We start from the raw sequence: 24,174 nt of genomic DNA, 5'->3' as shown, positions 1-24,174 counted from the left end.
GATCCGAACACCATCCTTTTCAGCTTTTAATCGTGGATAACCTGTTCCAGATCATCGAGATACGTTGGCTCAGTAACTGTACTAAAGTCAGGCATATTCTTTATTTTTCCAACGTTCATGAGAAACTCTGCACTCACTTTCAGGCTGTCTGTTGTCTTGTCTGACATGTCCAGTTCATAGTAGTGATATTCCATGGCATTTTCAATGACTTCCCCGTCAAGCCCGGTGAGCTCAGCCTGTATGGATACAACTTCCTCTGGATTTTCGTGAATGTAGTCTGTAGCCTTCTGCATGGCTCTGAGGACGGATACGACCTTTTCAGGATTCTCTTCTGCAAACTGCTTGTTCACAAGGGTCAGTATTGGGTATGTGTTATCCAGTCCGCCAAGTGTGGCAAGTTCGTGTCCATATCCGCCTGCTTCTGCAAGGGATGGTGTTGGTTCACTTGCAACTATGGCATCCAGCTCACCTGCTGCCAGGGCTGTTAACTGCTCGGAAGGGCGCAGGTCTATTATCTCGTCGGTAAGCTCGAGTCCGTTCTCCTTTGCAAACAGGAGCATACCGCCGTGTGTTGAGGTTCCAAGTTTCACTCCTATGCGCTTCCCCTCAAGTTCTGCGATGCTGTTGATGCCGCTCTTCTCTGAAACGATGATCCTGTGGCGGTCTTCCCCTCCGCCATGGGAGGCGATTATTTTCACCGGATGTCCCTGCACAACTGTAATTATTGCCGTTGTATCGCCCATCGTTCCAAAGTCCGCATTTCCATACAGGAGGGCTTCGGCACATGATGGTCCGCTGCTAAAGCGCATGGGTTTCACATTGACTCCTTCTTCCTCAAAAAAACCCTGCTCGAATGCAACTATGAGCGCTGCATCGGCAATCCTGTCCTGATGTGCAAAAGTGATCTCATCTCCAGCGTTCTCTGCATTCTGGCTCATACTTGCAGAAACAGCGAATATGATCAGTATAAAAAAGACCGCAACTCCTAACAATTTCCATTTTTCATTCATAATTGATCATCCATAGTGATTGCTGGAAAATCCCATGTTTCCTGAATATCTATGCTGAAGGTATGATTATCTCTTTATTATGCCTTTCGTACAGTTTCAATATATTTTGATTTCAGTTTATTTTGAAACCGCATCACTGCGGACACTTTTAATTAATTTATATCGGCATGTGTAGCCTTTCATAACTACGAATTCCGTTGAAGTTTAGACAATTCTTTAATATGTGGGATAACTATGGTCCATTGAGAACTAGCATTGAGGAATATAATATGAGGAAATCCATAATCTATATGACAATAGGGCTGCTGGCTGTTTCTGCCTTCCTGACTTCAGGGGCAATGGCAAATGGCGCTGTACCTGAAATGAGGTCAACTCTGATGGCCGCCGATAATTCAATTTCTGTGGAGTATGCTGAGGAAGCGGTTTTCTTCCCTGAAGAAGATTTTAGCAATATAATTGTCAAGCCAGGATACTGGAACATGCAACTGGAACCCGGGGAAAGCAAGGACCTGAAGGTTGTTGTTATCAACAGGGGCGAAGAAGCTGTTAGTATCGATCCGACCCTGGTCATTCAGCCTCACACAGAGAATTTCCTTAAGGATGAATGGGTAACCATAACCCCTTCAACTGCAGAACTTGCTGCATATGGTCAGGATGATGCAAAGAAAGAATTCACTGTAAAGGTCGAAGTGCCAAAAGATGCGGAAATGGGATACTATAATGCATTCATTGCCTTTGAGGAATTCGATGCAGAAAATGCACCCACGGCTGCGTACAGCAGTTCCCTTGAGATGTCCATAGAGGTCCGTGGAACTCCATCTATCCATATCGTGAAGTCAAGCATCAATGACCGCGTGGAATCCGGGAAGAGCTACGATTACGAGATAGAGCTCAAAAATACAGGTGACAAAGACATCTCCATAAACCCTGAGCTTATCTGGGACGAAATTTACTACGACCGCATGGCATATGGCGGAAGCGAAGAAGTTCTGGATGAAACAGCAGTCACAATTAGTGCACCGTCCAGCGTAAAAGCCGGTCAGACCGCTACAGTGAAAGTTCATCTGGATGTGCCTGAAGGCGCACAGGGTAGCTTTAGCAGCAGCATAGATCTTGGTATCGATGACCCTGCACTCCGTGATTGGGAGAAGAAAGTTCACATGTACTTCACAGTCTGGGAACAGCCCTCAGAGGCATACGTAAAAGAATTCACAACAAGTTTTGACGGAACCATCAGGATCGAGTTATCTGCAAACTCCAACAGTTTCTATGATGGCACAGGTTCAGATCAGGCATCTCCTTCATTTGATGTGACCCTTGAAAACTCAGATGGTAAGGCAGACATACGCCTTGTCAAGAGCTGCACAAAGGGCTATGTGAATTATGGCTCAGAACCGGCTGCTCCATGGGAGTCCTATGCCAGCTTTGGATACCATGACTCAGGCTCAGTTTACACCGAGGTCTACGAGGTTTCAGGTGAAGCAGGAGAATGGGTACTTAGTGTATTACCGGTAAACACCGAGAATTTCGATTACAACATCATTGTTGAAGAGTGAAATACATTTAAAGGCACTCTCGGGCGGAGTTTGCCTCCCCTCCTTTTTGAAGCCTGTTTTTCATTTTGTTGTTTCTGCTGTTTTTGTAATTTATATCTGTCCTGTTGTTAGGTTTATATAATTTCAGGTGGGACTGCTGGGTAATAATCAAATAATATGTGGAATTACTGACTTCCAGCAATCGGATGGATGGCATCAAATGAGTTACAAAGTAGGAATAATGGGCGCAACCGGCGCAGTAGGCAGGGAAATTATTGAAGTATTGCACAACCGTAATTTCCCGGTGGATAAACTGAGACTTTATGCATCAGTGAGAAGCGCAGGTAAGGTAATGGAAACTCCCTATGGGGAAATTACCATTGAGAATGCCGACATGGCAGATTACTCCGAGCTTGACATTGCATTTTTCGCAATAAGCGGTGGATGGAGCAAGGAAAATGCTGAAAAGGCAACATCCGCTGGTTGTTATGTTATCGATAACAGCAGCGCTTTCCGCTATGATGATCAGGTGCCACTGGTAATTCCTGAGGTTAACAGCAGCGCCATCGGAGATTCAAAACTGCTTGCCAATCCGAATTGTACCACTGCCATTGCAGCTATCCCTCTTTATGCCCTGCACAAGGAATATGGGATAAAGAAAGTAATAATCAGCACATATCAGGCAACCAGTGGTGCAGGCGCAGCCGGTATGAACGAACTGGCAGACGAGACCAGGAATTATCTTGATGGCAAAGAGGTCGGCAATAAGGTATTCGCATACCCGATAGCATTCAACGCTATCCCTCACATTGACAGTTTCCAGGATAACGATTACACCCGTGAGGAAATGAAAGTGGTCTGGGAGACCCGGAAGATATTCGGTGAGCCTGATATGCCTATCAGTTGCACCTGTGTAAGGATACCAACAATGAGAGTGCATGCTGAGAGCATAGTTGTGGAAACCGAAAAACCCGTAGATCCGGCTGATGTAAAGAAGCTTATGGATTCTATTGAAGGCATTGAGTTAAAAGATGACATTGAGAACAATGTTTATCCCATGCCAATAACTGCCACGAGGAAGTATGATGTGGAAGTTGGCAGAATCAGGAAGAACCTGGTATTTGGCGACCACGGACTCGAATTCTTTGTCTGTGGCGATCAACTGCTCAAAGGCGCTGCCCTAAACGCTGTGCAGATCGCTGAGCATCTCTGATCAAGTCTGGGACCATATGGATATCGAAGGCATTAATGCCTTCATAATTCTTTTTTAATTTGTTTAATTATTTTTTGTACTATGTCACTCTGCATATCATCAGCCATATTCAGGGGGCAGCATGACATAGTTTGTAAAAATATCTGCATTCACAGCCCAATGGATTACTGGAATTCTCATTCATAAACGAGTCAAAGTTGCCGTTTTTCCTGTTGGGTATAGCCATAGCCTGCCTAATGCAAAAGGAATATTTTAACGATTGATAATACAGGACAAAATCCTTATGTGTGTTAACTTCCATAGTAAAATCTGTTCGTTTATTTTTGAATGGGGTGATACCGTGGAAGAAATCAATATTTTTCTCAAGAAACTTGAACAGAACTCTTTCAAATCCTCTGATATTCCAGTGATCATAAAGAAACTTCACCAGGATGCAAAGAGTGGCAATGTCAAAGTTACAAAGGATGATGTTCAGTGGTTCCAGAACTATAACTTTGCCTTGCAACAACTGGAGCTTGTGGAAGGCAGCGCTTCATCCAGTGTTCATGTGGGGGACTGGAGGGAAGTCATAGAAGATTTCAGTAAACTTAAGGGCATGATCGATGAGATGGCAGAAAAGGATGTCATCAGCAATGTGTCCTGGTCAGCAGGTGGGATGGCTATATTTGACATTCCTGATACGCAATGTTACAGGGGACATGTGTATTGCCTTTTGAGGAATCATATAGAAAAGATCTATGGACTGTAATCAGCTTAAGATTCCTGTTTTCATTCAGTGAATTATATTTTTTCTTTTTTTCTTTTTCTCAGAAATTCAATCGGTTATATTTATATAGAACTGCCTGCATCTAGATTGAGCAGCATGAGTATCTAAGATACTCTCTCGCAAATAACACTAACATTTACATTAATATATAGACTTATGATTTCCAGGAGGTTATGATTTGGCAGGACAGCCCACGTATGCTTTAAAGAACAAGAGCATGAGCACTCGCGCAAGAGATTCCCAGACCGTTAACATATTGGCTGGAAAAGCTGTTGCAAAGGCAGTAAGGACCACCCTCGGTCCAAAAGGTATGGACAAGATGCTTGTAGATTCCCTTGGTGACATTGTGATCACCAACGATGGAGCTACAATTCTCAAAGAGATGGATATTGATCACCCGGCAGCAAAGATGGTGGTTGAGGTATCAAAGACCCAGGATGACGCGGTCGGCGACGGTACAACAACTGCAGCTGTACTCACAGGCGAACTGCTCTCTAAGGCAGAAGAGCTGATGGGTAAAGGCGTGCACCCAACTATCATTGCAAGCGGATACAGGCATGCTGCAGAACAAGCTACTGAGATCCTCAAGAACATCACAATTGATGTCTTACCTGATGACAGGGTAACCTTGGGCAAGCTGGCCAAGACCGCTCTCACAGGCAAAGGTGCAGGCGAGTACAAGGATTTCCTCACCGATATTGCTATCGATGCAGTACTTTCAGTTGTTGAAGAAACTGACGAAGGTCTCAAGGTCGATGTAAATGACATCACCATTGAGAAGAGAGCAGGCGGAAGCATTCTTGACAGTGAGCTCATAGCTGGTCTTATCATTGACAAAGAACGTGTAAGGCCTAACATGCCAAAGAGGGTGGAAAATGCAAAGATCCTTCTTGCAGGTTTTGCTCTTGAATTCCAGAAGATCGAAAAGGATGCTGAGATCAAGATCACCTCTCCTGATCAGATGCAGCTGTTCGTTGACCAGGAAGAGAAAATGGTCAAGGAAATAGTCGACAAGGTAATCGCAAGTGGCGCTAATGTTGTATTTACCCAGAAGGGAATCGACGACCTTGCTCAGTACTATCTTGAGAAGGCTGGCATTTACGCATGCAGAAGAATCAAGAAGAGCGACCTCACAAAGCTTTCCAAGGCAACAGGGGCTACTCTCTTCCAGGACATTGCTGACATGAGACCTGAAGACCTCGGCCACGCTGAACTTGTCGAAGAAAAGGATGTCTCAGGTACAAAGATGACCTTCTTCACAGGATGTAAGGAAGAAAAGACATCTTCACTTATTCTCCACGGTGGTACAACTCACATCGTAGACACACTCAGTCGTGCACTCCATGACGCACTTTGTGTTATCGGCGTTGCACTGGAAGACAAGAAGATCGTTGCTGGTGGCGGTTCACCGGAAATCGAGCTTGCACTCAGGCTCAGGGAATACGCATCAACCCTCAAGGGCAGGGAGCAGCTTGCAGTCAGCAAGTTCGCAGAAGCATTTGAGGTAATTCCACAGACCCTTGCTGAGAACGCAGGTCTTGACCCAATAGACATGCTTGTAGACCTCCGTGCACAGCACGAACAGGGTAACAAGAATGCGGGCTTTGATGTTTTCACCGGTAAGGTCGTAGACATGTATGAGAACGATGTCCTTGAACCTCTCAGGATCAAGACACAGGCAATCAACTCTGCAATGGAAGCAACAGTTATGATCCTCAGGATCGATGACGTTGTTGCTGCAAGCAGGAAACCAAGCGCAATGCCTGAAGGTGGAATGCCACCTGGTATGCCTGGCGGAATGCCTGGCGGAATGCCTGACATGGAAATGTAAAACTCTTTCCTTTGTGCCGGTGGATTCCGGCACAGATATTTTCTTTTTTCTGGATTTTTTGTATTTTTCTAAATTTATACCTCGCAGTAAAGTATTTATTAAATTGTAAACCTAATAAACAAAGATGGTTAACAATACTAATGTATCTACTGATGGGCAGTGCTGCATATCCTATAAAACGCAGGTGAAAAATAATGGATGAGCTCGCTTCATACAATGGGGATATCAGAAAGATGGCCTATGCCTCTCTCTTTGCTGCAATGATTGCAGTAGGGGCATACATCAGGATACCTTTGCCTTTCAGCCCGGTGCCAATTACGCTGCAGGTATTATTCGTGTTACTTGCCGGTGCAATGCTTGGTGCAAGATGGGGCACATTGAGTGTAGTGGTCTACCTACTTCTTGGTATAGCCGGACTTCCTGTATTCTCAGGAGGTTCTTCGGGTATAGGTGTAGTCCTGGGACCAACAGGCGGCTATCTAATTGGATTTTTAGTTGCTGCGTTCTTGATCGGTGCAATGTCCCAAAGAAATGGAATTTCCCGGCCACTCTACAATGTATTGTACATGCTCGCAGGCACTTTCATAATTTTCCTTTTCGGGGCATCTTATCTTATGCACTCTGCACAGCTTACATTCTCAGAGGGCATGGCATTGGGTGTTATTCCTTTCATCCCCGGCGGCATCATAAAAATAGCACTTGCATCTCTTATTGCTTCAAGATATTCCCTGAAAGAACACAATGATACGAATTGATGGTCTCAGTCACAGATATGCAAACGGAAAGCTTGCACTTAATTCAATAGACCTGCAGATCGATAAAGGTGAATTTGTCGTAATCGCAGGCAAAAACGGTAGTGGCAAGTCTACTCTGGTAAGACATATGAATGCGTTACTGCTACCATCCGAGGGCAGTGTACTTGTTAATGGTATGTTGAGTTCAGAGAAAAAGAACCGCTGGCTGATCCGACAGGCAGTCTCCATGGTCTTCCAGAATCCCGATTCACAATTCGTGGGGATGACCGTCGAGGAGGATGTGGCCTTTGGTCCTGAGAATCTGTGTATGTCCCATGAAGATATCCGGAGTGTTGTGGATAGTTCTCTTCGCTCCGTGGGTATTTCAGAGTACAAAAAACACTCCCCTCTGCATCTGAGTGGTGGTCAGAAACAGAAAGCTGCAATTGCGTCAGCCCTTGCAATGAATCCCGAATACATCATATTTGACGAGGTAACATCTATGCTTGACCCTGTTTCCCGTAAGGATATACTGGATGTCATCGAACATATTCATGGGGAAGGTACAACTGTTATTCATGTAACCCACAGGCTCGAAGAGGCCATAAAAGCCGACCGTCTCATCATAATGGATGCTGGCAAAGTAGTTCTTGATGGCACTCCTTCTGAGATACTTGCCTCTGATGAACTTGCTAACTTTGGTCTTGAACTGCCGCCCATGTTAGTTCTTGCAAAAAAACTCCATGATGCCGGTATTCTTACAGGTGGATTCGTTTTCTTAAAGGATGAACTGCTGGAGGAGTTATGTCTATCGATATCAAAAATCTGAGCTTCAGCTACAACAAAGGTAGCTCCCTGGAGAAAACAGTCCTTGATAATGTGACCCTCTCCATAAAAAAAGGGGAATTCGTAGTCATAAGTGGCGATGTCGGTTCAGGCAAATCCACTCTCATCAGACATATGAATGGTTTGCTAAAGCCATGTTCAGGTTCAGTGGAGGTGGATGGCATTCTGGCTCACCAGAGAAAAGTGAGGTCAAAGGTCGGGATGCTTTTCCAGTTCCCACAAAAACAGCTTTTTGGAAAAACAGTTCTGGAGGACATCTCGTTTGGACCATCGAATTTTGGAGCGAATGCCCTTGATGTTGAAAAACATGTCAATGAAGCGCTGGTTCTTACAGGTCTTGATGCGAAGCTGTGCTCCCTTTCTCCTTTCAGTCTGAGCGGAGGTCAAATGAGACTTGTGGCAATGGCAGGGGTCCTGGCATCAAAACCTGATTATCTTATACTGGACGAGCCTGGTTCCGGCCTTGACCTCGAGAACAGAAGCTCGCTTTTTTCAACCCTTAAACAGCTCAATTCCGCAGGCATTTCCATTGTTGTGGTCTCACATCAGGTATCCGAAATGCTGCCATTGGCGGATAAGGTCTTTCTGATGGATAGTGGAAAACTGGTTTTTGAAGGAAATCCTCAGGAATATATGAGCTCGGTATCCTCTCATCTTCCGGAGATCACTTCCCTCATGAAAGGGCTGCATGCCAGGGGTTTTGATGTAAGGACCGACATATCCAATCTGGATGAGGCTTTCGATGAGATATGTGCCTTATGGAAGTCACGGGAAGGGATTCATAAATGAGTAATTTGTTCTTCAGCTATGTTCCGGGCAATTCCCTCCTTCACAGGCTGGACCCACGTACCAAGATAATAGCTGTCATGCTGGCAAGCATCCTTATATTCAGGTCAGGGACTTTTTCTGAAATGCTCGCTATTGCAATCATCTTTATATTTCTTCTGTTCCTCTCCTCACTTTCTTTGAACTTAGTGCTGGATTCACTGCGTCCCATGTCATTGATCCTTTCATTCATCTTCATCATACAGCTTTTCTTCACCGAAGGGGTGCCCATGTTCTCTCTTTTAGGTCTGAATGCAACATACGAGGGACTCCTGCTTGGCTCGATAATTACCCTGAGGTTTGCATATCTGCTGATGTTTGCTTCACTATTGACCGCAACAACTGCATCTTCTCTGATCACTGCCGGGATCGAGAGACTGCTACGTCCGCTTCCACTGAAAGTACTTGGTATTTCTTCTTTTGACCTGGCGGTAATGATGTCCATGTCTCTTCATTTTGTACCTCTTCTGTATAACAGTTTCAGGGACCTGAAGGATGCCCAGGTTTCCAGAGGGTTGAATATGAGGCACAATCCATTCAAGGCAGTCTATTCCCTATCCGTTCCCATGATACGGGCTGCTTTCCGTATGGCAGAAGAAGTGGCAGTATCCATGGAAAGTCGCTGCTATCAGGGTGTACACCGCAGCTGCCTTTTTGAGTTGAGGATGAGGGGTATGGATTGGACTGCTCTGGCAATTGTTGCCCTGCTTTTCGTAGTTGTTTTTTGAATGGTGTGCTTGATGAGATGCTTTTAGCAATACATCTATATATGAACATGTGTTCATATGTTCATGATCAACCTGAATGAACATATCTGTGCGGATGAGGTTTCAATGTCCAAAAGAGTCGCCGAACTCCCGTCAGATGAGGTTCTGCTGAGAATATGTAACATCTTCAATGCTCTGCAGTCAGAAACACGTTTGAAGATCCTTTTCCTACTTTCAGGGAGTGACCTGTGCGTTCGGGAACTTGAGCTGGCGTTGAAAGTGTCCCAATCTGCCATATCCCACAGCTTGAGAATACTCAGGCAGCTTGACCTTGTAAGGGTGAGAAAAGAAGGACGATTTGCTGTGTACTACATTGCAGATGAGCATGTGCAGCAGCTGATAAACACCTGTAATGAACACGTAATGGAGGAATGAGTATGGTACAATTGAGCGATATACAGACCGCGATAATTGGTATTGCTGCAGAGTCCTGGTATCTGTTCGAGGAAGCTGCGCCCTATCTTTTCCTTGGTTTTACAATTGCAGGGATATTGCATATTTTCGTTCCCGATGAGCAGATATTGAAATACCTTGGCAGGTCCGCAGGGAAAATACGGTCCGCACTTAATGCAACTCTAATGGGTATTCCTATCCCCCTGTGCTCCTGTGGTGTCATTCCCGCAGCACTTTCGCTCAAAAAGAGGGGTGCAACAAAAGGTGCAACACTGTCATTTTTGATATCCACTCCCGAGACCGGGGTGGACTCAATAGCCATAACCTATGCCTTGCTTGATCCTATAATGACAGTCTTCCGTCCGCTGGCAACCCTTGTGACAGCACTATCTGCCGGTATTACGGAAAACTTTCTGGATGCCAGGGAGCCTCCAAAACCTGAAAAAAAGGATCTGCTCATGGTGCAGCCAGTTTCGGAATGTATCGGGTCATCATGTTCATGTGGGGCCACTGATCTCAGTGAACTTTCCATGAGCCGACGTCTAATGGAAGGTATGAGGTATGCCTATGTTGAGCTTCTTGGTGACATTTCCAGATGGCTTATTGTGGGTATTATTATCGCAGGTATCATATCATACATGATTCCTGCAAGTTTCATAAATACCTATTTCGGAGGCGGTATACTCTCGATGTTTGCCATGCTGCTGGTGGGAATCCCCATGTATATCTGTGCAACTGCTTCCACACCCCTTGCAGCCGCTCTCATTGCAAAGGGTATGAGTCCGGGTACCGCCTTTGTTTTCCTGCTGGCGGGTCCTGCCACCAATGCTGCAACCATAACAATGGTTTTGAAATTCCTCGGTAAGAGGACTGCAATACTTTACCTGGGGATGATAGCGCTCTGTTCACTTTTGTTCGGATTGCTGCTTGATTATATCTATTTCAGCCTTGGCATAGAGGCAAGTTCCATCGTAGGAAGTGCCAGTGAACTGATGCCGCAGTCGGTAAAAACAGCGTTTGCACTGCTATTGATCCCTTTAATGGCCTATGGGATATACAAAGAAATGAAGTGAAAGGTAGGTAAGGTCATTATTTATTTTTTGTGAAGTTCCTGGGAAAGCATCTTTGCCATTTTTTCCTTGAACTCATCAACGACCACATCTGCCTGTATCTCACTTTTTCTTCTAAATTCTTCTTCGCTTTCTAATTCCGCTTCTAGGGGTATCGTTACTATATTTCCAAGCCTTATGCTATTAGTAACTCTTTCTTTCCCCCAGGAATAGTCTTTCTTTTCCGACATATGATCACCATTTCGGAATATGTGGCGAGTCACCCCTGACTAGCCATGCTGTATAATATGTCTGTTTTTAATCTATATACGTATTTTGAATATGTATAAAAAAAGTTACAAAGAATGTATCTATTCTCATTCAGGCTTACCCACAAGTACTTCCGTGGATTTTATTATTGCAAAAACCTGATCCCCTTCTTTAAGGTCCAGTCTGTCCACAGCTTCGCTGGTAATGATGGAAGTAAGGGCTGAAGGCTCTATTTCGATGGTAACCTTTGATACGAGGCCTTCTTTTTCCACTTTCGTAATTTTCCCCGGTATCTTGTTGCGTGCAGATAGTTTAAGACCTATATTTTCCCATGAACCTTCATCTTTCATGCTATCCTGGACGAATTGTTCGTTCCTTTCGTACTCCTCTATGAGTTGTCGTCCGATATCTGTCAGGAAAGTTCCTTGCTCCTTTCCGCCCCGCACAGTCCTCACAACGTCCTTACCCATTCTTTCATTCATTTTATTGAGTACGTTCCAGGCATGCTTATAGGAAATATCAAGTTTCTCGCAGGCTTTTTTTAAGGATCGTTCTTCATCTATTGCCTTGAGCAGACCCACCTTTCCTGCACCTATTACAGGTTTTCCATCTTCTGTAAGCCATACCTTTGTTTTTGCTTCCATGGTTCTCAATCCTTTTTTACACGAGGTCTTCTTCCTCGAAGATGAACAGTTCCTCAATACTTGTTTCCAGGCATCTGGCAACCTTATAGGCAAGTTTTAGTGAAGGGTTATATTTCCCCTTTTCCAGAAAACCTATGGTTTCTCTTCGCACACCCACCATGCTTGCCAGGTCTCCCTGGGTGAGGTCGTGTCTGGCCCTGAGTTCTTTCATTCTGGTCTTCATGCCATGCCCCTGTTTACTCCACATCCCCTTTTCTAAAGAGGTACCATTGGAATCCCTTTGCTGTGACTATCATCACAAAGAACATAATGGCAAGCACCTGTGCAACAGTGAGTTTAATGAGTGCCATGTTGTCTATCCAGAACAATATGTTGAGTACGAGGAAGCTCACAAACCAGGAATATGAAAGTCCGTATGAACCTATCCTCACAGTTCTCTCATCCTTTAAGGGTCCACTGCGGTATCTTTTTGCTCTCAGGAATGTGACGAATATTATTACTGCACCAATGTTTATCAGGCTGATGCCACCCTGATGATAGTTTTCAGACAGGACAAGTAAAGCCACACCTGTAAGGATAAGGGCAGTGGCGATCGAATAGCTTATCTTTAGATATCTTTCCAGCTTTTCCATAAAATTCCTCTGTATTTTATTCTAACATTATGTTAGATATTAATCTTATTATGTGATCTATATCTAACATCAGCTACTTAAAATTATGTGTTCGTCTGGAGAATGGGCATCTATTTATTCTGCAAATCCTCAACTATGATGGGTCAGTTGGTGTTATGGGTAAACAATCAAATAGGTGGGAACAATGAAAATAAACGTAGTTTTTTACAGTCTTTTCGGGCATATTTATGATATGGCAGAAGCAGTAGCCGAGGGTGCAAGGGAAGTCGAGGGTGCAGAGGTCGGACTTTATCAGGTACAGGAGACTTTCACTCCTGAGATTTTGGAAAAGATGGGGGCAACAGAGTCCAAGAAAAGGTTCGAGCATCTCCCAATTGCTACTCCTGAGATCCTTGCAGAAGCAGATGCCGTGATCTTTGGCACAGCAGCAAGGTTTGGGATGATGGCGGCTCAGATGAGAACCTTCCTGGACCGGACTGGAGGTATATGGGCGGAGGGTGCCCTCATTGGCAAGGCGGGCAGTGTCTTCACATCCACATCCACCCAGCATGGGGGTCAGGAATCCACAATACTTAATTTTCATACAACCTTGCTGCATCACGGGATGGTAATAGTGGGTGTCCCGTACTCAGAAAAAAGGCAAACAACCCTCGATGAGCTAACGGGCGGCAGTCCCTATGGCGCATCAACTATTGCAGGATCGGGTCCTGATACAAGACATCCAACTGAGAATGAGCTTGCAATAGCAAGGTTCCAGGGCAGGCATGTGGCAGAGATCGCAAAGAAACTTGTAGGTAAATGAGGTCCATCTTTTTCTACAGCCTATTCAGCTGAAAGTAAGCTTTTAGCTTCTCTTTTTTCTTTTTTCATAACTACGAACATCTTTGAAGTTTAAGCAAAGTATATACCATTTTGTCTCCAACATCTTAGCATAAAGATATTGATGATCCAAAAGTGATAATATGAAACTCTCAGGAAAGAAATTCAAATCGTACTTAGCTATCATTTTATTCCTGGCTGTGCCTTTTTCAGGATGTATCGATGATGGAGAACTCAGTTCCAACGTGGCAGATGACTGCAGTGGACAAATTGCATCAGCAGGGGATGAGTTTCTCATACTTGCTCCAAAGATGCTTTTCTCTGGCGGGGATAGCTCGGTGACAATGGCAGCATTCTCTGACAGTGAACCTGTCAGTCGCTGTGTTGAATATGTGCTGATAGACGAAAATAATGATGAAATTCCTCTTGTGGTGGCATCCACATCAGAGGCAGGTAATTCCGTGGCCTCTTTCGAGGTTCCGGATGTCGATGAAGGGCGCTATGTGCTCAGCGCAAGGCCACAGGGCTATGAGAAGGACTTCAAGGCAACTGTGGAAGTTATCAGGAACAATCCACTATTCATCGAAACTGACAAACCCATATACAAACCAGGGCAGACAATCCATGGAAGGGTGCTTTCCCTGAATAACAATCTCGTGCCTGTGGGGCAGGATATAATGATCGAGATCACGGATGCCAAGGGCATCAAGGTGTTCAAGGAGGATACGAGTTCCAATGAATATGGTGTTGCTTCCTTTGACCTGCCCCTTGCAAGCGAGCTCAACCTCGGTACATGGAAGGTAAAGGCAAGTGCCGGAGACTCAGTATCCAATGTTGATATCCAGGTTGACAAATATGTGCTTCCGAAATTCGATGTTTCACTATCAACTCCTCAGGAATGGTTCCTGGTATCAGATGAGATAACGGGCACTGTTTCAGCAGAATACTTCTTTGGAAAAGATGTTGATGGCGAGGTTCTCGTTGAGGCTTCCCGTTACGTGGGTGAATGGGAGCAATATGCAAGCTTTAGTGGAAAGCTCAAGGAAGGCAGCGTTGAGTTCGAGCTTCCTGCTGTGGAATATGCAGCAGGCACCTATGGTGCTGGTGGTCAGGCAAGTCTTATGCTCAACGTTACTGTAACCGATACCGGTAATCACAGTGAGACCAGTAATAAATTGCTGACCATAGCAGAATCTCCTCTTGTATTGCAGCTTATACCAGAGTCCAATTACGTCAAACCCGGCATGCCATTGCAGGTACTTGTGGTGACCAAGGATCCAGGTGGAAATCCCGTTGATACTGAGGTCATAATAGATGCGAGATTCAGGGATGAGAGCTATCGGGATAAGGAGGATAAGGAAAGCGTCAAAACTGAGAATGGTATTGCACTGCTGACCTTTGATATTCCTGAATCCACAATGGAATTCTATCTGAATGCACGCTCGGACGATGCCTATGCCAATAAGGAGCTTGGGGCAGTGTACTCTCCGAGTGCAAGTTTCATACACATCAGCCAGACCAGTGAAGGAGTTCCTGAAGTCGGCGATCCAATATCATTCAGGGTCTACTCAACTAACAAAGGCACTGTGTTCTATGACGTGTTCGCAAACGGCAGGACAGTGTACTCGGCAACCAGTGATGAGCAGGATATCAGCATCCCTGTAACTCCCCAGATGAGTCCGCAGGCAAAGGTTGTTGCGTACATGATAAACCCCAACAGTGAGGTATCGGTGGATGTGCTGCCATTTGATGTGCAGTTCTCCGCACAGGTGGACCTGAACAGTTCATTTGATAGTGAGTCAGTTGAGCCAGGAGATAATGTGAGCGTGAGTTTTGATGCGGGCAGCAAATCCATGATCGGTTTTTCCATAGTGGATGAATCGGTCTATGCCCTGAGTGAGGGCCGGCTCAACCTCAAACAGGTATTCGATGAGCTGGAAAAGCGTTTCCAGGAGCCTCAGGCAGAATCCCATCCAGTGTGGTCTCGTGAAGGTGCATACGACCTGCTGGACAGTACTGGTATGGTTGTGATGGCATCTCCTGGTCTGGAAGTGCCAAGGTCACAATCATCTGTCAATAAATTCGCTGGCAGGGGTATGGACTTTGAGGTAGAGGAAGAGATGATGGTGGATGCTGCAATGCCCATGGCTGAGATGCCTGTGGATGAGGCAGTTGTCGATGAAGCTATGGATGGTGCAGCTGAACCCCTCGCTGAAGTGCAGCGTGTGCGCCAGTTCTTCCCTGAAACATGGGTCTGGATGCCTGAATTGCTTACTGATGATGAAGGGCTTGCCAGCCTTGACCTGAATGCTCCTGACAGCATTACCACATGGAGGCTGCATGCAGTTTCCTCCGGGCCTGAAGGTATCGGTATTTCCGAGTCACAGCTCACAGTGTTCCAGGATTTCTTCATTGACCCTGATCTGCCATATGCTGTAACAAGGGGCGAGGAGTTCCCGGTACAGGTGCAGGTCTACAACTATCTTGACAGGCAACAGGATGTGAAGCTCACACTTTCGGGTGCTGACTGGTTCGACATTATAGGTGATGATGTCCAGACCGTGCCCGTGGAGGCGAACAGTGTTGCTCATGCCACATTTACCATCAGACCCACTGAGGTTGGCAAGCAGCTTGTGGAGATAACAGGCCAGACCACCGAGAAGGCGGATGCTGTAAGGAAGGATATGATAGTCGAAGCCGAGGGTGCCACCCGTGAGCTGGTGGATAACGGTATTCTGAAGGATGGTACAGTTGTGCTGGATTCCACAATGCCTCTGGACATAGTCCCGGATTCCGGAAAGGTGCTTGTGACCTTTACTCCGAGCATAGTGGCACAGACCATCAGCGGTGTGGACAACCTGCTGGGTATGCCATACGGCTGTGGTGAGCAGAACATGATGCTCTTCTCCACTGATGTGGAGGTACTGCGTTATCTTGAGGCAACCGGACAGGACAACCCGGAGCTTAAGGCAAAGGCTGAGATGTTCATCACCACGGGCTACCAGCGTGAACTTACCTATATGCGCAATGATGGTTCCTTCTCGGCATTCGGGCAAAGTGATCCTGAGGGCAGTCTCTGGCTCAGTTCTTTCGTACTCTCCCAGTTCAGTGCTGCAAGGGACCTGACAACAATTGATGAGAACATACTTGCAGACACGGCAGGCTGGATAGCGTCCCACCAGCAGGACGATGGTTCATGGGAGTCCGTGGGATTTGTGATCCATCAGGACATGATGGGTGGCGTCAGTGGAACATATGCACTCACAGCATACGTGACCCTGGCACTGGAAGAGTACGGATTCACAAGTCCTGTGGTCATGGCTGATGCCCAGAAGTATCTGGAGGACAATCTCGCAAGCCAGGACGACCCCTATGCTCTGGCAATCGGTACCCTTGCCCTGCAGAAACTCGACAGCCCCTTTGCAGATGAAGGGCTGAACGAGCTGCTGGCGATCTCAAAGCAGGATGATGACGGCACCTACTGGGGATATGGTGACGGGGCTGTGCCTCTGCCATACGAACACGGCGGCTATGATTACATGGCACCATCCAGCAAGAACGTGGAAACCACTGCCTACGCAACCCTTGCACTGATCGAGGCAAAGAACCCCACAGCCAGCTCATCACTGAAATGGATGTCTGCACAGCGCAATTCCAACGGAGGATTCTCAAGCACCCAGGATACCGTCATGGCTTTCAGGGCACTGATGAGTGCAGCAGCAAGCGCCGGCAGGGATATCGATGCCACGGTCACCGTATTTGCTGACGGCAGCGAGGTAAGGTCGGTGGAAGTGAACCCACAGAACTTCGATGTGGTACAGATAATCGAGATTCCTGAGGGCAGCTCAGAGGTTGAGTTGGAAATGGAGGGCACAGGCGAGCTGAACTATCAGATAGTCAGAAGATTCAATGTCATCCTTCCAGATGTCATCAGACAGAACGAGATCGAGCTTGATGTAGAATACGATTCCACAGATGTTGCAGTGAACGACATTGTCACGATCGATACCAGGGTGAAGTACAACGGAATCCGTGGCATAGATGGCAGTATCACCTCCAGTGGAATGATGATAGTGGACATCGCAGTGCCAACCGGATTCACACCTATCTCATCAAGTCTTGAGACTCTCAAGGATGCAGCCTTGATAACCCGCTACGAGATCGCAGGTCGCAAGATGATACTCTACATCGATGACATGCAAGCCGGCGAGGAGATAAACTTCGAGATACAGGTAAAGGCACTGTTCCCTGTGAGGGCTATCGTGTCTGAGAGCAAGGCTTACTCGTACTACAACCCTGAGGTTGTGGCTGAGAGTAAGGGAATGGATGTGACCGTGGTTTGAGCCTTTCTTAAAAGTGGCAGGGTAAATGTAATTATCCTGCTTCCTTTCTTTTTGATTTAATCTTTTTTTCACATCAAATACATGGCACATGGCTCTGGGCTTCGATTAAAATTCATCCTACCTTTTAAGCCAAAGTTTAAATACCGCAGATACGTAGGGATACTTGACTATATATCGACACACCAGTCAATATTAAATCGGTGAATTTGGTACATTCAAAAGACAATACTAAAAAACAGTGATAACAAATGATCTACGAAACTATGCCCAATATTGTGGTGGCGGTACTTGCGATACTTGCATTATACGCGTACTATTCATATTCACTACAAAGGATCGCAAAGAGAACTAATACAGATAATGCATGGATGGCATGGATACCAATCCTTAACGTTGTAATTTTGCTCAGGACGGCAAGAAAGTCCCTGTGGTATTTCATTGGTCTTCTGATCCCGTATGTGAACATCCTTGTATTGATGTACATCTGGGGTGAGATCGCAGGCTATCTTGGTAAATCAAAATGGCTTGGACTCCTGATGGTCGTGCCGGTGGCAAACCTTGCACTTCCTGGATATCTGGCTTTCTCAGAATGATACTTTCAAAAGGGTGATGTAGGCAGTACCTCTCCAAATCACCCTTTCAATTTAAACTATCAATATATACTCTTCATTAAGTGAATGATTCTCTATTGTCAACATGGGATTAATGTTCATGAATAAAAGGTGATTATGGGTTTCAGAAGAGTGGGAATACGATGCTGAGACTTTTGATGAGCTGAAAAAAGAAAAAATAGGGCATCTGTTTTTCCAGATGCTCGATATATGGTTTTGGTTTATTCCTTCCTGCGCTGGAAGATGAATGCCAGACCAAGTATTCCTATCATAGGGATTGCGATTGTTGGGAATTCAGGAATCTCTTCGCTGGAGCTAGATATTGTTACTATTGCCGTAGTTGTATCTACATCTGTAGCGCCAATAGGGGGTGTAGGTGTAGATGTTGGCCCAATTGGTAGATCTGTTACTGTTAGATTCACTGTGTAAGTCCCTGGAGTTGTGTAGGTGTGAGTTGGCGAAGGACCTGTGCCAGTATTACCGTCACCGAAATTCCATTCATAGATGACAATTGGCCCCTCGAGGTCTGAAGACTCTGTTCCGTCAAAAGTAATGGGTGTGCCAACAGTACCTGTATAGGGGCCATTTGCATCGGCTATGGGTGCTGTATTTACAGGATTACCAATTACAGTGCCGAGAAAGATCCCACTAGGATAGTTGTTGATGGCTCCTTGGTTTTCGATAGGAATCAGTGTGCTGTCAATAATTCCGTGGTTATTGATGGTTCCAGCATTGACGAGGGGTATGGGGATGCCGATGATGACTTCGCCATAGTTGTTGATGGTGCCGTGATTATCGGTCCGGATCAAGTATTCAATACGTCCGTAGTTGTTGATGGTATATTCGGTTGTGGAATGTGCCAGATCAAACATAAACACAGCACCTGGTTCAATGGTAAGTGTATCCATTGGAAGTAGGGGGTGAATAACGCTATTTGAAAGACGTTCCCCGCTATGGATAGTTCTGTCAGCTGCACTCGCCGTGCTTGTAAAGGCAAATAATACTACAATCAATGTAAAAATCAAAAGTGTATGTTTTTTCATAAAGTACCACCTTTTCGTAAATATCTTTAAAAGAACAAAGCGAAGAACTTCCTTAATTTATATTAACATTTCTAACTATCCGACATTTTTAATGAGTTCAATAAATTAGAATGGAAGAAAAGATGGCTTCATTTGATAGTATCGTCTAATGAATCCATCCTCTGCAAAAGCTCTTTGAACAGTCTTATATCTCCAATGCAAACACAAAAATACTAACAGCCAGATAATTTGGCAGCATAAGTTTTACGTGAGTCATCATGAGTAAAGTAACCCCTGCCATGCAGCAGTTCTATGCTGCCAAGGAAGAGCACAAGGATGCCCTCATATTCTTCAGGATGGGGGATTTTTACGAGTCCTTCGGAGAGGATGCAAAGACCATTGCAAAGGAGCTTGAGATAACCCTGACCACCCGGGGCAAGAGCAAGGATGGGGAGAAGATGCCACTGGCAGGTATCCCGTACCATGCCATTGATACCTATCTTCCCCGGCTCATCAAGAAGGGCTACAAGGTAGCAATCTGCGAGCAGCTTGAGGACCCCAAGAAAGCGAAAGGAGTTGTCAAGCGAGGGGTTGTGCGTGTCGTCACTCCGGGTACTGCAATGGATTCTTCCATGTTCAGTGATGCTGCCAATAATTATCTAATGAGCATTTACGGAGAAGGGAATATCTTTGGAGTCTCATTTTTGGATATATCCACAGGTGAGTTCCTGACCACTCAGTTTGCCGACACTGCTCCCTATAACAAGATAGTCAGCGAGATCGTCCGCATGGCTCCTTCCGAATGTATCATCCCCTCATCACTGCTTGCCAATGATGTGCTGGCAGGACGTATTGGGGAAATGAGGACCATAGTGCATGAGTATGACAGTTATGCATTCGAGACCGATACAGCCAACAAATTGCTCACCGGGCATATGGGTGTGTCCACTCTGGAGGGTATGGGGTGTATGGAACTTCCCTTCGCAGTTTCAGCCGCAGGTGCTGCATTACAGTATGCAATGGACACCCAGATGAGGGAGCTATCCCACATACAGCACCTGAAAACCTATTTTGATTCTGATTTCATGATACTCGATGCCATCACCCTGCGCAATCTGGAGATCGTGAAGAACGTCAGGGGCGAGGGCAATGATTCATCCCTGCTGAAGATCCTGGATGATACAAAGACTCCAATGGGCAGCAGACTCCTGCAGAAGTGGCTGCTCAAACCGCTGATATCTGTGGAAGATATCAATGCCAGGCTGGATGCTGTGGCGGAGCTTGAAAAGAGTACTCTTGTGCGTTTCGAACTGAGGTCGCAGCTATCATATGTAAGGGACATGGAAAGGCTGGTTGCCAGGATAATGTATGGTAATTCAAATGCAAGGGACCTTGTATCATTGAAGAGGTCGCTGGAGTCCGTGCCTCAGGTAATGTCCTCCTTGCAGGGATGTGCCAGCCTTGAACTGCTTTCCCATATACTCTCCGAGCTGTCTTCATTCAGGGAACTGGGTGAGCTTGTATCCCTCATAGACAATGCCATAGAGGACGAACCTCCCGTCAGTGTCAGGGATGGTGGCATGATAAAACATGGGTACAACCCTGCACTGGATGAGCTTAAGGATCTGTCAAAGAACGGAAAACAGTGGATCGCAAAGTTCCAGCAGCAAGAGCGCGAGAGGACTGGCATAAAATCCATGAAGGTGGGTTACAACAGGGTTTTCGGTTACTATCTCGAGGTCACCAAGGCCAATATATCACAGGTTCCTGATGATTACATACGCAAGCAGACAATGACAAATGCTGAAAGGTTCTACACTCCCCAGCTCAAGGAGCGTGAGAGTGCCATACTTTCCGCAGATGAGAAGATGACAGCCCTTGAGTATGAGTTGCTCTGCGAGATAAATTCCACGATTGCATCTTATTCAAAACAGTTACAGAACACAGCATCCATGATCGGTATGCTGGACGTGCTTGCAAATCTGGCTGAGGTGGCGGCAAATAACAATTACGTGCGCCCAGCTATCACTCCTGACTGCAGGCTTCTCATCAGGGATGGCAGGCATCCTGTGGTTGAGAGCACGGTTGCTGGTGGTTTTGTTCCAAACGACACCGAGATGGATTGCAGTGATAACCAGTTCCTGCTGATGACAGGTCCCAATATGGCGGGTAAATCTACATACATGCGTCAGATAGCCATGATAGTCATAATGGCGCAGGCAGGTTCATTCGTACCCGCTACCCATGCTTCCATCGGCATTGTGGACAGGGTCTTCACCAGGGTCGGAGCCTTCGATGACCTTGCAAGCGGACAGAGTACTTTCATGGTTGAGATGGTGGAACTGGCCAACATTCTGAACAATTCAACCCCGAAGAGTCTGCTGCTGCTGGATGAGATCGGCAGGGGTACCAGTACCTATGATGGTTACAGTATCGCAAAAGCCGTGGTCGAATATATCCATAACAAGGGCAGGGTGGGTGTACGCTCCCTCTTTGCAACTCACTACCACCAGCTTACCAATGTTGCAAATTCATTGAATCGGGTGAAGAACTTCCACATTGCAGTGAAGGAGGAAGGGGATGACCTTGTCTTCCTGAGGAAGATAGTTCCCGGTGCCACTGACAAGAGTTATGGTATCCATGTGGCCCGGATAGCCGGAGTTCCTCATGATGTGACCAGCAGGGCAAGGGAAATCCTGGATGACATTGAAAGTGAGAGTAGCATCAGTATGGATGATTCACAGGGCAGCAAAAAACGCAGAAGCAATGCCAGGTACACGCAGCTGATCTTTGATCAGAATACCAGTTATCAATCACAAGAGCCGGACCCCATGCTTGAGGAGCTGAAAGTTCTTGATCTCAATTCCATGACGCCGCTGGATGCACTCAACAAGCTCAATGAGATCAAAAAACGATTGACAAATGATGAGGTTATGTAATGACAGGGGAAGCATGCGATATTTCAGCCACACGAATAAGGCAGCTGGACGAGTCCACAATAAACAAGATAGCTGCGGGCGAGGTCATAGAAAGACCGGCATCTGTGATCAAGGAACTGATTGATAATTCAATTGATGCTCATGCTAGTGATATTCGAGTGGAAATAAGGGGGTCAGGAACGAAAAGTATCCTGATCGTCGACAATGGTATCGGTATGAGTCATGCTGACGCCTCTCTTGCGTTCAAGAAACATGCAACCAGCAAGATAAGCCGAATTGAGGATCTGGACAGCATTCTCACCCTCGGATTCAGGGGTGAGGCGCTTGCATCTATTGCTTCTGTTGCCAAAGTGGAAATGGTGACCAGGCAGGAAGGCGATATATCAGGTACAAAGGTAGTGGCCGATGGCACAGGCATACGAAGCATTTCATCGGCAGGTTCGGCTGTGGGCACATCCATCCTTGTGAATGACCTCTTCTACAGTACACCTGCAAGGAAGAAGTACATGAAGAGCATGCGCACAGAACTGGCTCATATCATAGATGTGCTCACAAGACATTCCATGTCACATCCCGATGTGTCCTTTACGCTTGTCAGTGATGGCAAGGTCATACTGCGCTCCCCGAGCACAGGTGACCTCCTTGACAGTATTGTGCACCTCTATGGTGCTGATGTTGCACGCTCCCTTGTTCCATTGGAATTCGAATCCGAGCTGGTCTCCATCTCGGGCTATATTTCAAAACCTGAGCTTACAAGAAGCGGAAAGGATCTGCAATCCCTGTATATCAACGACAGGGCTATCTCTTCCAGGTCTCTGAGCAATGCGGTAAGGCTTGGTTATTATACTCTTCTTCCAAAAGGTCGCTATCCGGCAGCTTTCCTGAAATTCAGGATCGATACTCAGAATGTAGATGTCAATGTGCATCCTACAAAAAAGGAAGTGCGTTTAAGTCACGAAAAAGAGATCGAATCAGCCGTGATATCTGCAGTTGAGCAGGCACTAAAAGCAACATCACTGGTCCCTGAACTGAAGCTTGAAAAGAAAGAGGTGCATGTACAGTCCTTCATTTCCGAACCTGAAAAGCCCGATGAGCCTGAAAGTCTGCCCGCTTCCGGGGATATGCAAGCTGAGCAAATGCCAGAGCCTGAGTCGAAACCGGAGGATCTCAAAAACACTAACTATGAAACAAAGTCTCACAGCCAGGAACCTGTAGTTGCACGGGAAGGCAAGAGCAGCTATCATTATTCTGCAAAGGATACTCAGAAGCGTCTGAAAAAGAGCGAGAGGCTTCAGCAGCGTGATATGCCCGTGGATGACAGGTCTCAAAATGTGGATATAAAGATACTCGGGCAATTTTCTGAACTATACATAATTGCCGAAATGGATGAAAAACTGTTTTTGGTGGACCAGCATGCAGCCCATGAGCGGGTAATGTATGAGCAAGTGCTGAAAATGCAGGATATGAGCTGGCAGGAGCTTATTGCTCCGGTGATGCTTGATTTGAACCTTAAAGAAAAAGTGATAATAGAGGACTATATTCCCCAACTGGAGAAGATGGGCTTTGCAATATCAGAGTTTGGTCCCAATAGTTATGTGGTCACCACCGTTCCAAGCATTTTCGGTAAATTCGAGGACCCGCAGATAATCCACGATATAATCTCGGACCTGCTATCAGGTGGCAGGGTCAGGGGGGATACTGAGATGTACGCTAACCTTTGCAGTACAATGGCGTGCAGGGCAGCCATAAAAGCAGGTGCGCCGTGTAATCCGGACCAGATGAATGGGCTGATCAGGCAATTGATGCTGTGTGATAATCCATATACATGTCCGCATGGCCGTCCCACTATGGTTTCTTTCTCAAAGGATGAGCTTGGAAAGATGTTTGGCAGGACATAAGGGTCGGTTAATTTTAAAAGTATTAAC

Annotated in this window: 21 protein-coding genes; 15 read left to right on the top strand and 6 right to left on the bottom strand. The window is 46.0% G+C overall.

What is annotated here, in order from left to right:
• Positions 1-26: 26 nt before the first annotated feature.
• On the bottom strand, positions 27-1,010 hold the full coding sequence (locus V7O66_RS09860; protein ID WP_406660145.1) for an ABC transporter substrate-binding protein: 984 nt from the start codon (positions 1,008-1,010) through the stop codon (positions 27-29).
• Positions 1,011-1,279: 269 nt separating this feature from the next.
• On the opposite strand from V7O66_RS09860, the gene V7O66_RS09855 reads away from it, so the two are divergent.
• The 10 genes from V7O66_RS09855 (at position 1,280) to V7O66_RS09810 (ending at position 10,993) form a co-directional block, all read left to right on the top strand.
• Positions 1,280-2,566 carry a hypothetical protein gene (locus tag V7O66_RS09855; protein WP_406660144.1) on the top strand — a complete coding sequence of 429 codons (1,287 nt, stop codon included), beginning with the start codon at positions 1,280-1,282 and terminating at the stop codon, positions 2,564-2,566.
• Positions 2,567-2,765: 199 nt separating this feature from the next.
• Complete coding sequence (locus tag V7O66_RS09850; protein WP_406660143.1) at positions 2,766-3,758, top strand: aspartate-semialdehyde dehydrogenase; 993 nt, start codon at positions 2,766-2,768, stop codon at positions 3,756-3,758.
• Between the two features lie 340 nt (positions 3,759-4,098).
• Positions 4,099-4,506, top strand: a complete 408-nt coding sequence (locus V7O66_RS09845) for a hypothetical protein (protein WP_406660142.1) — start codon at positions 4,099-4,101, stop codon at positions 4,504-4,506.
• 196 nt (positions 4,507-4,702) lie between these two features.
• Positions 4,703-6,355 carry a thermosome subunit alpha gene (thsA, locus tag V7O66_RS09840; RefSeq protein WP_406660141.1) on the top strand — a complete coding sequence of 551 codons (1,653 nt, stop codon included), beginning with the start codon at positions 4,703-4,705 and terminating at the stop codon, positions 6,353-6,355.
• Positions 6,356-6,549: 194 nt separating this feature from the next.
• Positions 6,550-7,110, top strand: coding sequence for a biotin transporter BioY (locus tag V7O66_RS09835; protein ID WP_406660140.1), 561 nt, complete (start codon positions 6,550-6,552; stop codon positions 7,108-7,110).
• Positions 7,097-7,918: an energy-coupling factor transporter ATPase gene (locus V7O66_RS09830; protein WP_406660139.1), complete on the top strand. Its 822-nt coding sequence runs from the start codon at positions 7,097-7,099 to the stop codon at positions 7,916-7,918. The genes V7O66_RS09835 and V7O66_RS09830 overlap by 14 nt, the downstream gene beginning before the upstream one ends.
• The gene (locus V7O66_RS09825) at positions 7,894-8,724 is read left to right on the top strand and encodes an ATP-binding cassette domain-containing protein (RefSeq protein WP_406660138.1); all 831 of its coding nucleotides are present in this window, start codon (positions 7,894-7,896) and stop codon (positions 8,722-8,724) included. Before V7O66_RS09830 ends, V7O66_RS09825 begins: the two co-directional genes overlap by 25 nt.
• Complete coding sequence (locus tag V7O66_RS09820) at positions 8,721-9,488, top strand: energy-coupling factor transporter transmembrane component T family protein (protein ID WP_406660137.1); 768 nt, start codon at positions 8,721-8,723, stop codon at positions 9,486-9,488. Before V7O66_RS09825 ends, V7O66_RS09820 begins: the two co-directional genes overlap by 4 nt.
• 63 nt (positions 9,489-9,551) lie before the next feature.
• Entirely contained in the window at positions 9,552-9,902 is a 351-nt protein-coding gene (locus V7O66_RS09815) for an ArsR/SmtB family transcription factor (RefSeq protein WP_406660136.1), read from the top strand.
• 2 nt (positions 9,903-9,904) lie between these two features.
• On the top strand, positions 9,905-10,993 hold the full coding sequence (locus V7O66_RS09810) for an SO_0444 family Cu/Zn efflux transporter (RefSeq protein WP_406660135.1): 1,089 nt from the start codon (positions 9,905-9,907) through the stop codon (positions 10,991-10,993).
• Positions 10,994-11,013: 20 nt separating this feature from the next.
• Here V7O66_RS09810 and V7O66_RS09805 read toward each other — a convergent pair whose 3' ends face one another.
• The 4 genes from V7O66_RS09805 to V7O66_RS09790 form a co-directional block, all read right to left on the bottom strand.
• Positions 11,014-11,220 (bottom strand): hypothetical protein, encoded by a 207-nt coding sequence (locus V7O66_RS09805; RefSeq protein WP_406660134.1) that lies wholly within the window; start codon positions 11,218-11,220, stop codon positions 11,014-11,016.
• A 126-nt stretch (positions 11,221-11,346) separates the two neighbouring features.
• Positions 11,347-11,883: a TOBE domain-containing protein gene (locus V7O66_RS09800; RefSeq protein WP_406660133.1), complete on the bottom strand. Its 537-nt coding sequence runs from the start codon at positions 11,881-11,883 to the stop codon at positions 11,347-11,349.
• A gap of 16 nt (positions 11,884-11,899) precedes the next feature.
• Positions 11,900-12,106: a helix-turn-helix transcriptional regulator gene (locus V7O66_RS09795; protein ID WP_406660132.1), complete on the bottom strand. Its 207-nt coding sequence runs from the start codon at positions 12,104-12,106 to the stop codon at positions 11,900-11,902.
• A 13-nt stretch (positions 12,107-12,119) separates the two neighbouring features.
• Positions 12,120-12,515 carry a hypothetical protein gene (locus V7O66_RS09790; RefSeq protein WP_406660131.1) on the bottom strand — a complete coding sequence of 132 codons (396 nt, stop codon included), beginning with the start codon at positions 12,513-12,515 and terminating at the stop codon, positions 12,120-12,122.
• A gap of 184 nt (positions 12,516-12,699) precedes the next feature.
• Here V7O66_RS09790 and wrbA point away from each other — a divergent pair, with 184 nt between their 5' ends.
• The 3 genes from wrbA to V7O66_RS09775 all read left to right on the top strand — a co-directional run bounded on the left by wrbA (position 12,700) and on the right by V7O66_RS09775 (position 18,270).
• The gene (gene wrbA, locus V7O66_RS09785) at positions 12,700-13,317 is read left to right on the top strand and encodes an NAD(P)H:quinone oxidoreductase (RefSeq protein WP_406660130.1); all 618 of its coding nucleotides are present in this window, start codon (positions 12,700-12,702) and stop codon (positions 13,315-13,317) included.
• Positions 13,318-13,477: 160 nt separating this feature from the next.
• Positions 13,478-17,677: an alpha-2-macroglobulin family protein gene (locus V7O66_RS09780; protein ID WP_406660129.1), complete on the top strand. Its 4,200-nt coding sequence runs from the start codon at positions 13,478-13,480 to the stop codon at positions 17,675-17,677.
• A 248-nt stretch (positions 17,678-17,925) separates the two neighbouring features.
• On the top strand, positions 17,926-18,270 hold the full coding sequence (locus V7O66_RS09775; protein WP_406660128.1) for a DUF5684 domain-containing protein: 345 nt from the start codon (positions 17,926-17,928) through the stop codon (positions 18,268-18,270).
• 239 nt (positions 18,271-18,509) lie between these two features.
• Here the strand turns inward: V7O66_RS09775 and V7O66_RS09770 are convergent, their stop codons facing one another.
• Positions 18,510-19,331: a PKD domain-containing protein gene (locus tag V7O66_RS09770; RefSeq protein ID WP_406660127.1), complete on the bottom strand. Its 822-nt coding sequence runs from the start codon at positions 19,329-19,331 to the stop codon at positions 18,510-18,512.
• Between the two features lie 257 nt (positions 19,332-19,588).
• Here V7O66_RS09770 and mutS point away from each other — a divergent pair, with 257 nt between their 5' ends.
• A complete protein-coding gene (mutS, locus tag V7O66_RS09765; protein ID WP_406660126.1) occupies positions 19,589-22,249 on the top strand; it encodes a DNA mismatch repair protein MutS in 2,661 nt (886 codons plus the stop codon).
• Positions 22,249-24,147, top strand: coding sequence for a DNA mismatch repair endonuclease MutL (gene mutL / locus V7O66_RS09760; RefSeq protein WP_406660125.1), 1,899 nt, complete (start codon positions 22,249-22,251; stop codon positions 24,145-24,147). The genes mutS and mutL overlap by 1 nt, the downstream gene beginning before the upstream one ends.
• Positions 24,148-24,174 lie beyond the last annotated feature (27 nt).

It is taken from the genome of Methanolobus sp. ZRKC3 (assembly GCF_045291275.1).
In the GTDB taxonomy this organism is placed as follows: Archaea; Halobacteriota; Methanosarcinia; order Methanosarcinales; family Methanosarcinaceae; genus Methanolobus.
Note: the sequence above shows the minus strand (reverse complement) of the source record. Positions and strands in the feature narration are given on the sequence as shown.

Excerpts from the sequence above, each read along its gene's own strand:
- V7O66_RS09855 (WP_406660144.1), top strand. The coding sequence starts at position 1,280 with ATGAGGAAATCCATAATCTATATGACAATAGGGCTGCTGGCTGTTTCT.
- V7O66_RS09830 (WP_406660139.1), top strand. The coding sequence starts at position 7,097 with ATGATACGAATTGATGGTCTCAGTCACAGATATGCAAACGGAAAGCTT.
- mutL (WP_406660125.1), top strand. The coding sequence starts at position 22,249 with ATGACAGGGGAAGCATGCGATATTTCAGCCACACGAATAAGGCAGCTG.
- V7O66_RS09805 (WP_406660134.1), bottom strand. The coding sequence starts at position 11,220 with ATGTCGGAAAAGAAAGACTATTCCTGGGGGAAAGAAAGAGTTACTAAT.
- V7O66_RS09825 (WP_406660138.1), top strand. The coding sequence starts at position 7,894 with ATGTCTATCGATATCAAAAATCTGAGCTTCAGCTACAACAAAGGTAGC.
- V7O66_RS09815 (WP_406660136.1), top strand. The coding sequence starts at position 9,552 with ATGATCAACCTGAATGAACATATCTGTGCGGATGAGGTTTCAATGTCC.
- V7O66_RS09775 (WP_406660128.1), top strand. The coding sequence starts at position 17,926 with ATGATCTACGAAACTATGCCCAATATTGTGGTGGCGGTACTTGCGATA.
- V7O66_RS09790 (WP_406660131.1), bottom strand. The coding sequence starts at position 12,515 with ATGGAAAAGCTGGAAAGATATCTAAAGATAAGCTATTCGATCGCCACT.
- V7O66_RS09860 (WP_406660145.1), bottom strand. The coding sequence starts at position 1,010 with ATGAATGAAAAATGGAAATTGTTAGGAGTTGCGGTCTTTTTTATACTG.
- V7O66_RS09800 (WP_406660133.1), bottom strand. The coding sequence starts at position 11,883 with ATGGAAGCAAAAACAAAGGTATGGCTTACAGAAGATGGAAAACCTGTA.
- V7O66_RS09810 (WP_406660135.1), top strand. The coding sequence starts at position 9,905 with ATGGTACAATTGAGCGATATACAGACCGCGATAATTGGTATTGCTGCA.
- V7O66_RS09835 (WP_406660140.1), top strand. The coding sequence starts at position 6,550 with ATGGATGAGCTCGCTTCATACAATGGGGATATCAGAAAGATGGCCTAT.
- mutS (WP_406660126.1), top strand. The coding sequence starts at position 19,589 with ATGAGTAAAGTAACCCCTGCCATGCAGCAGTTCTATGCTGCCAAGGAA.
- V7O66_RS09850 (WP_406660143.1), top strand. The coding sequence starts at position 2,766 with ATGAGTTACAAAGTAGGAATAATGGGCGCAACCGGCGCAGTAGGCAGG.
- V7O66_RS09820 (WP_406660137.1), top strand. The coding sequence starts at position 8,721 with ATGAGTAATTTGTTCTTCAGCTATGTTCCGGGCAATTCCCTCCTTCAC.
- V7O66_RS09795 (WP_406660132.1), bottom strand. The coding sequence starts at position 12,106 with ATGAAGACCAGAATGAAAGAACTCAGGGCCAGACACGACCTCACCCAG.
- V7O66_RS09780 (WP_406660129.1), top strand. The coding sequence starts at position 13,478 with ATGAAACTCTCAGGAAAGAAATTCAAATCGTACTTAGCTATCATTTTA.
- V7O66_RS09770 (WP_406660127.1), bottom strand. The coding sequence starts at position 19,331 with ATGAAAAAACATACACTTTTGATTTTTACATTGATTGTAGTATTATTT.
- wrbA (WP_406660130.1), top strand. The coding sequence starts at position 12,700 with ATGAAAATAAACGTAGTTTTTTACAGTCTTTTCGGGCATATTTATGAT.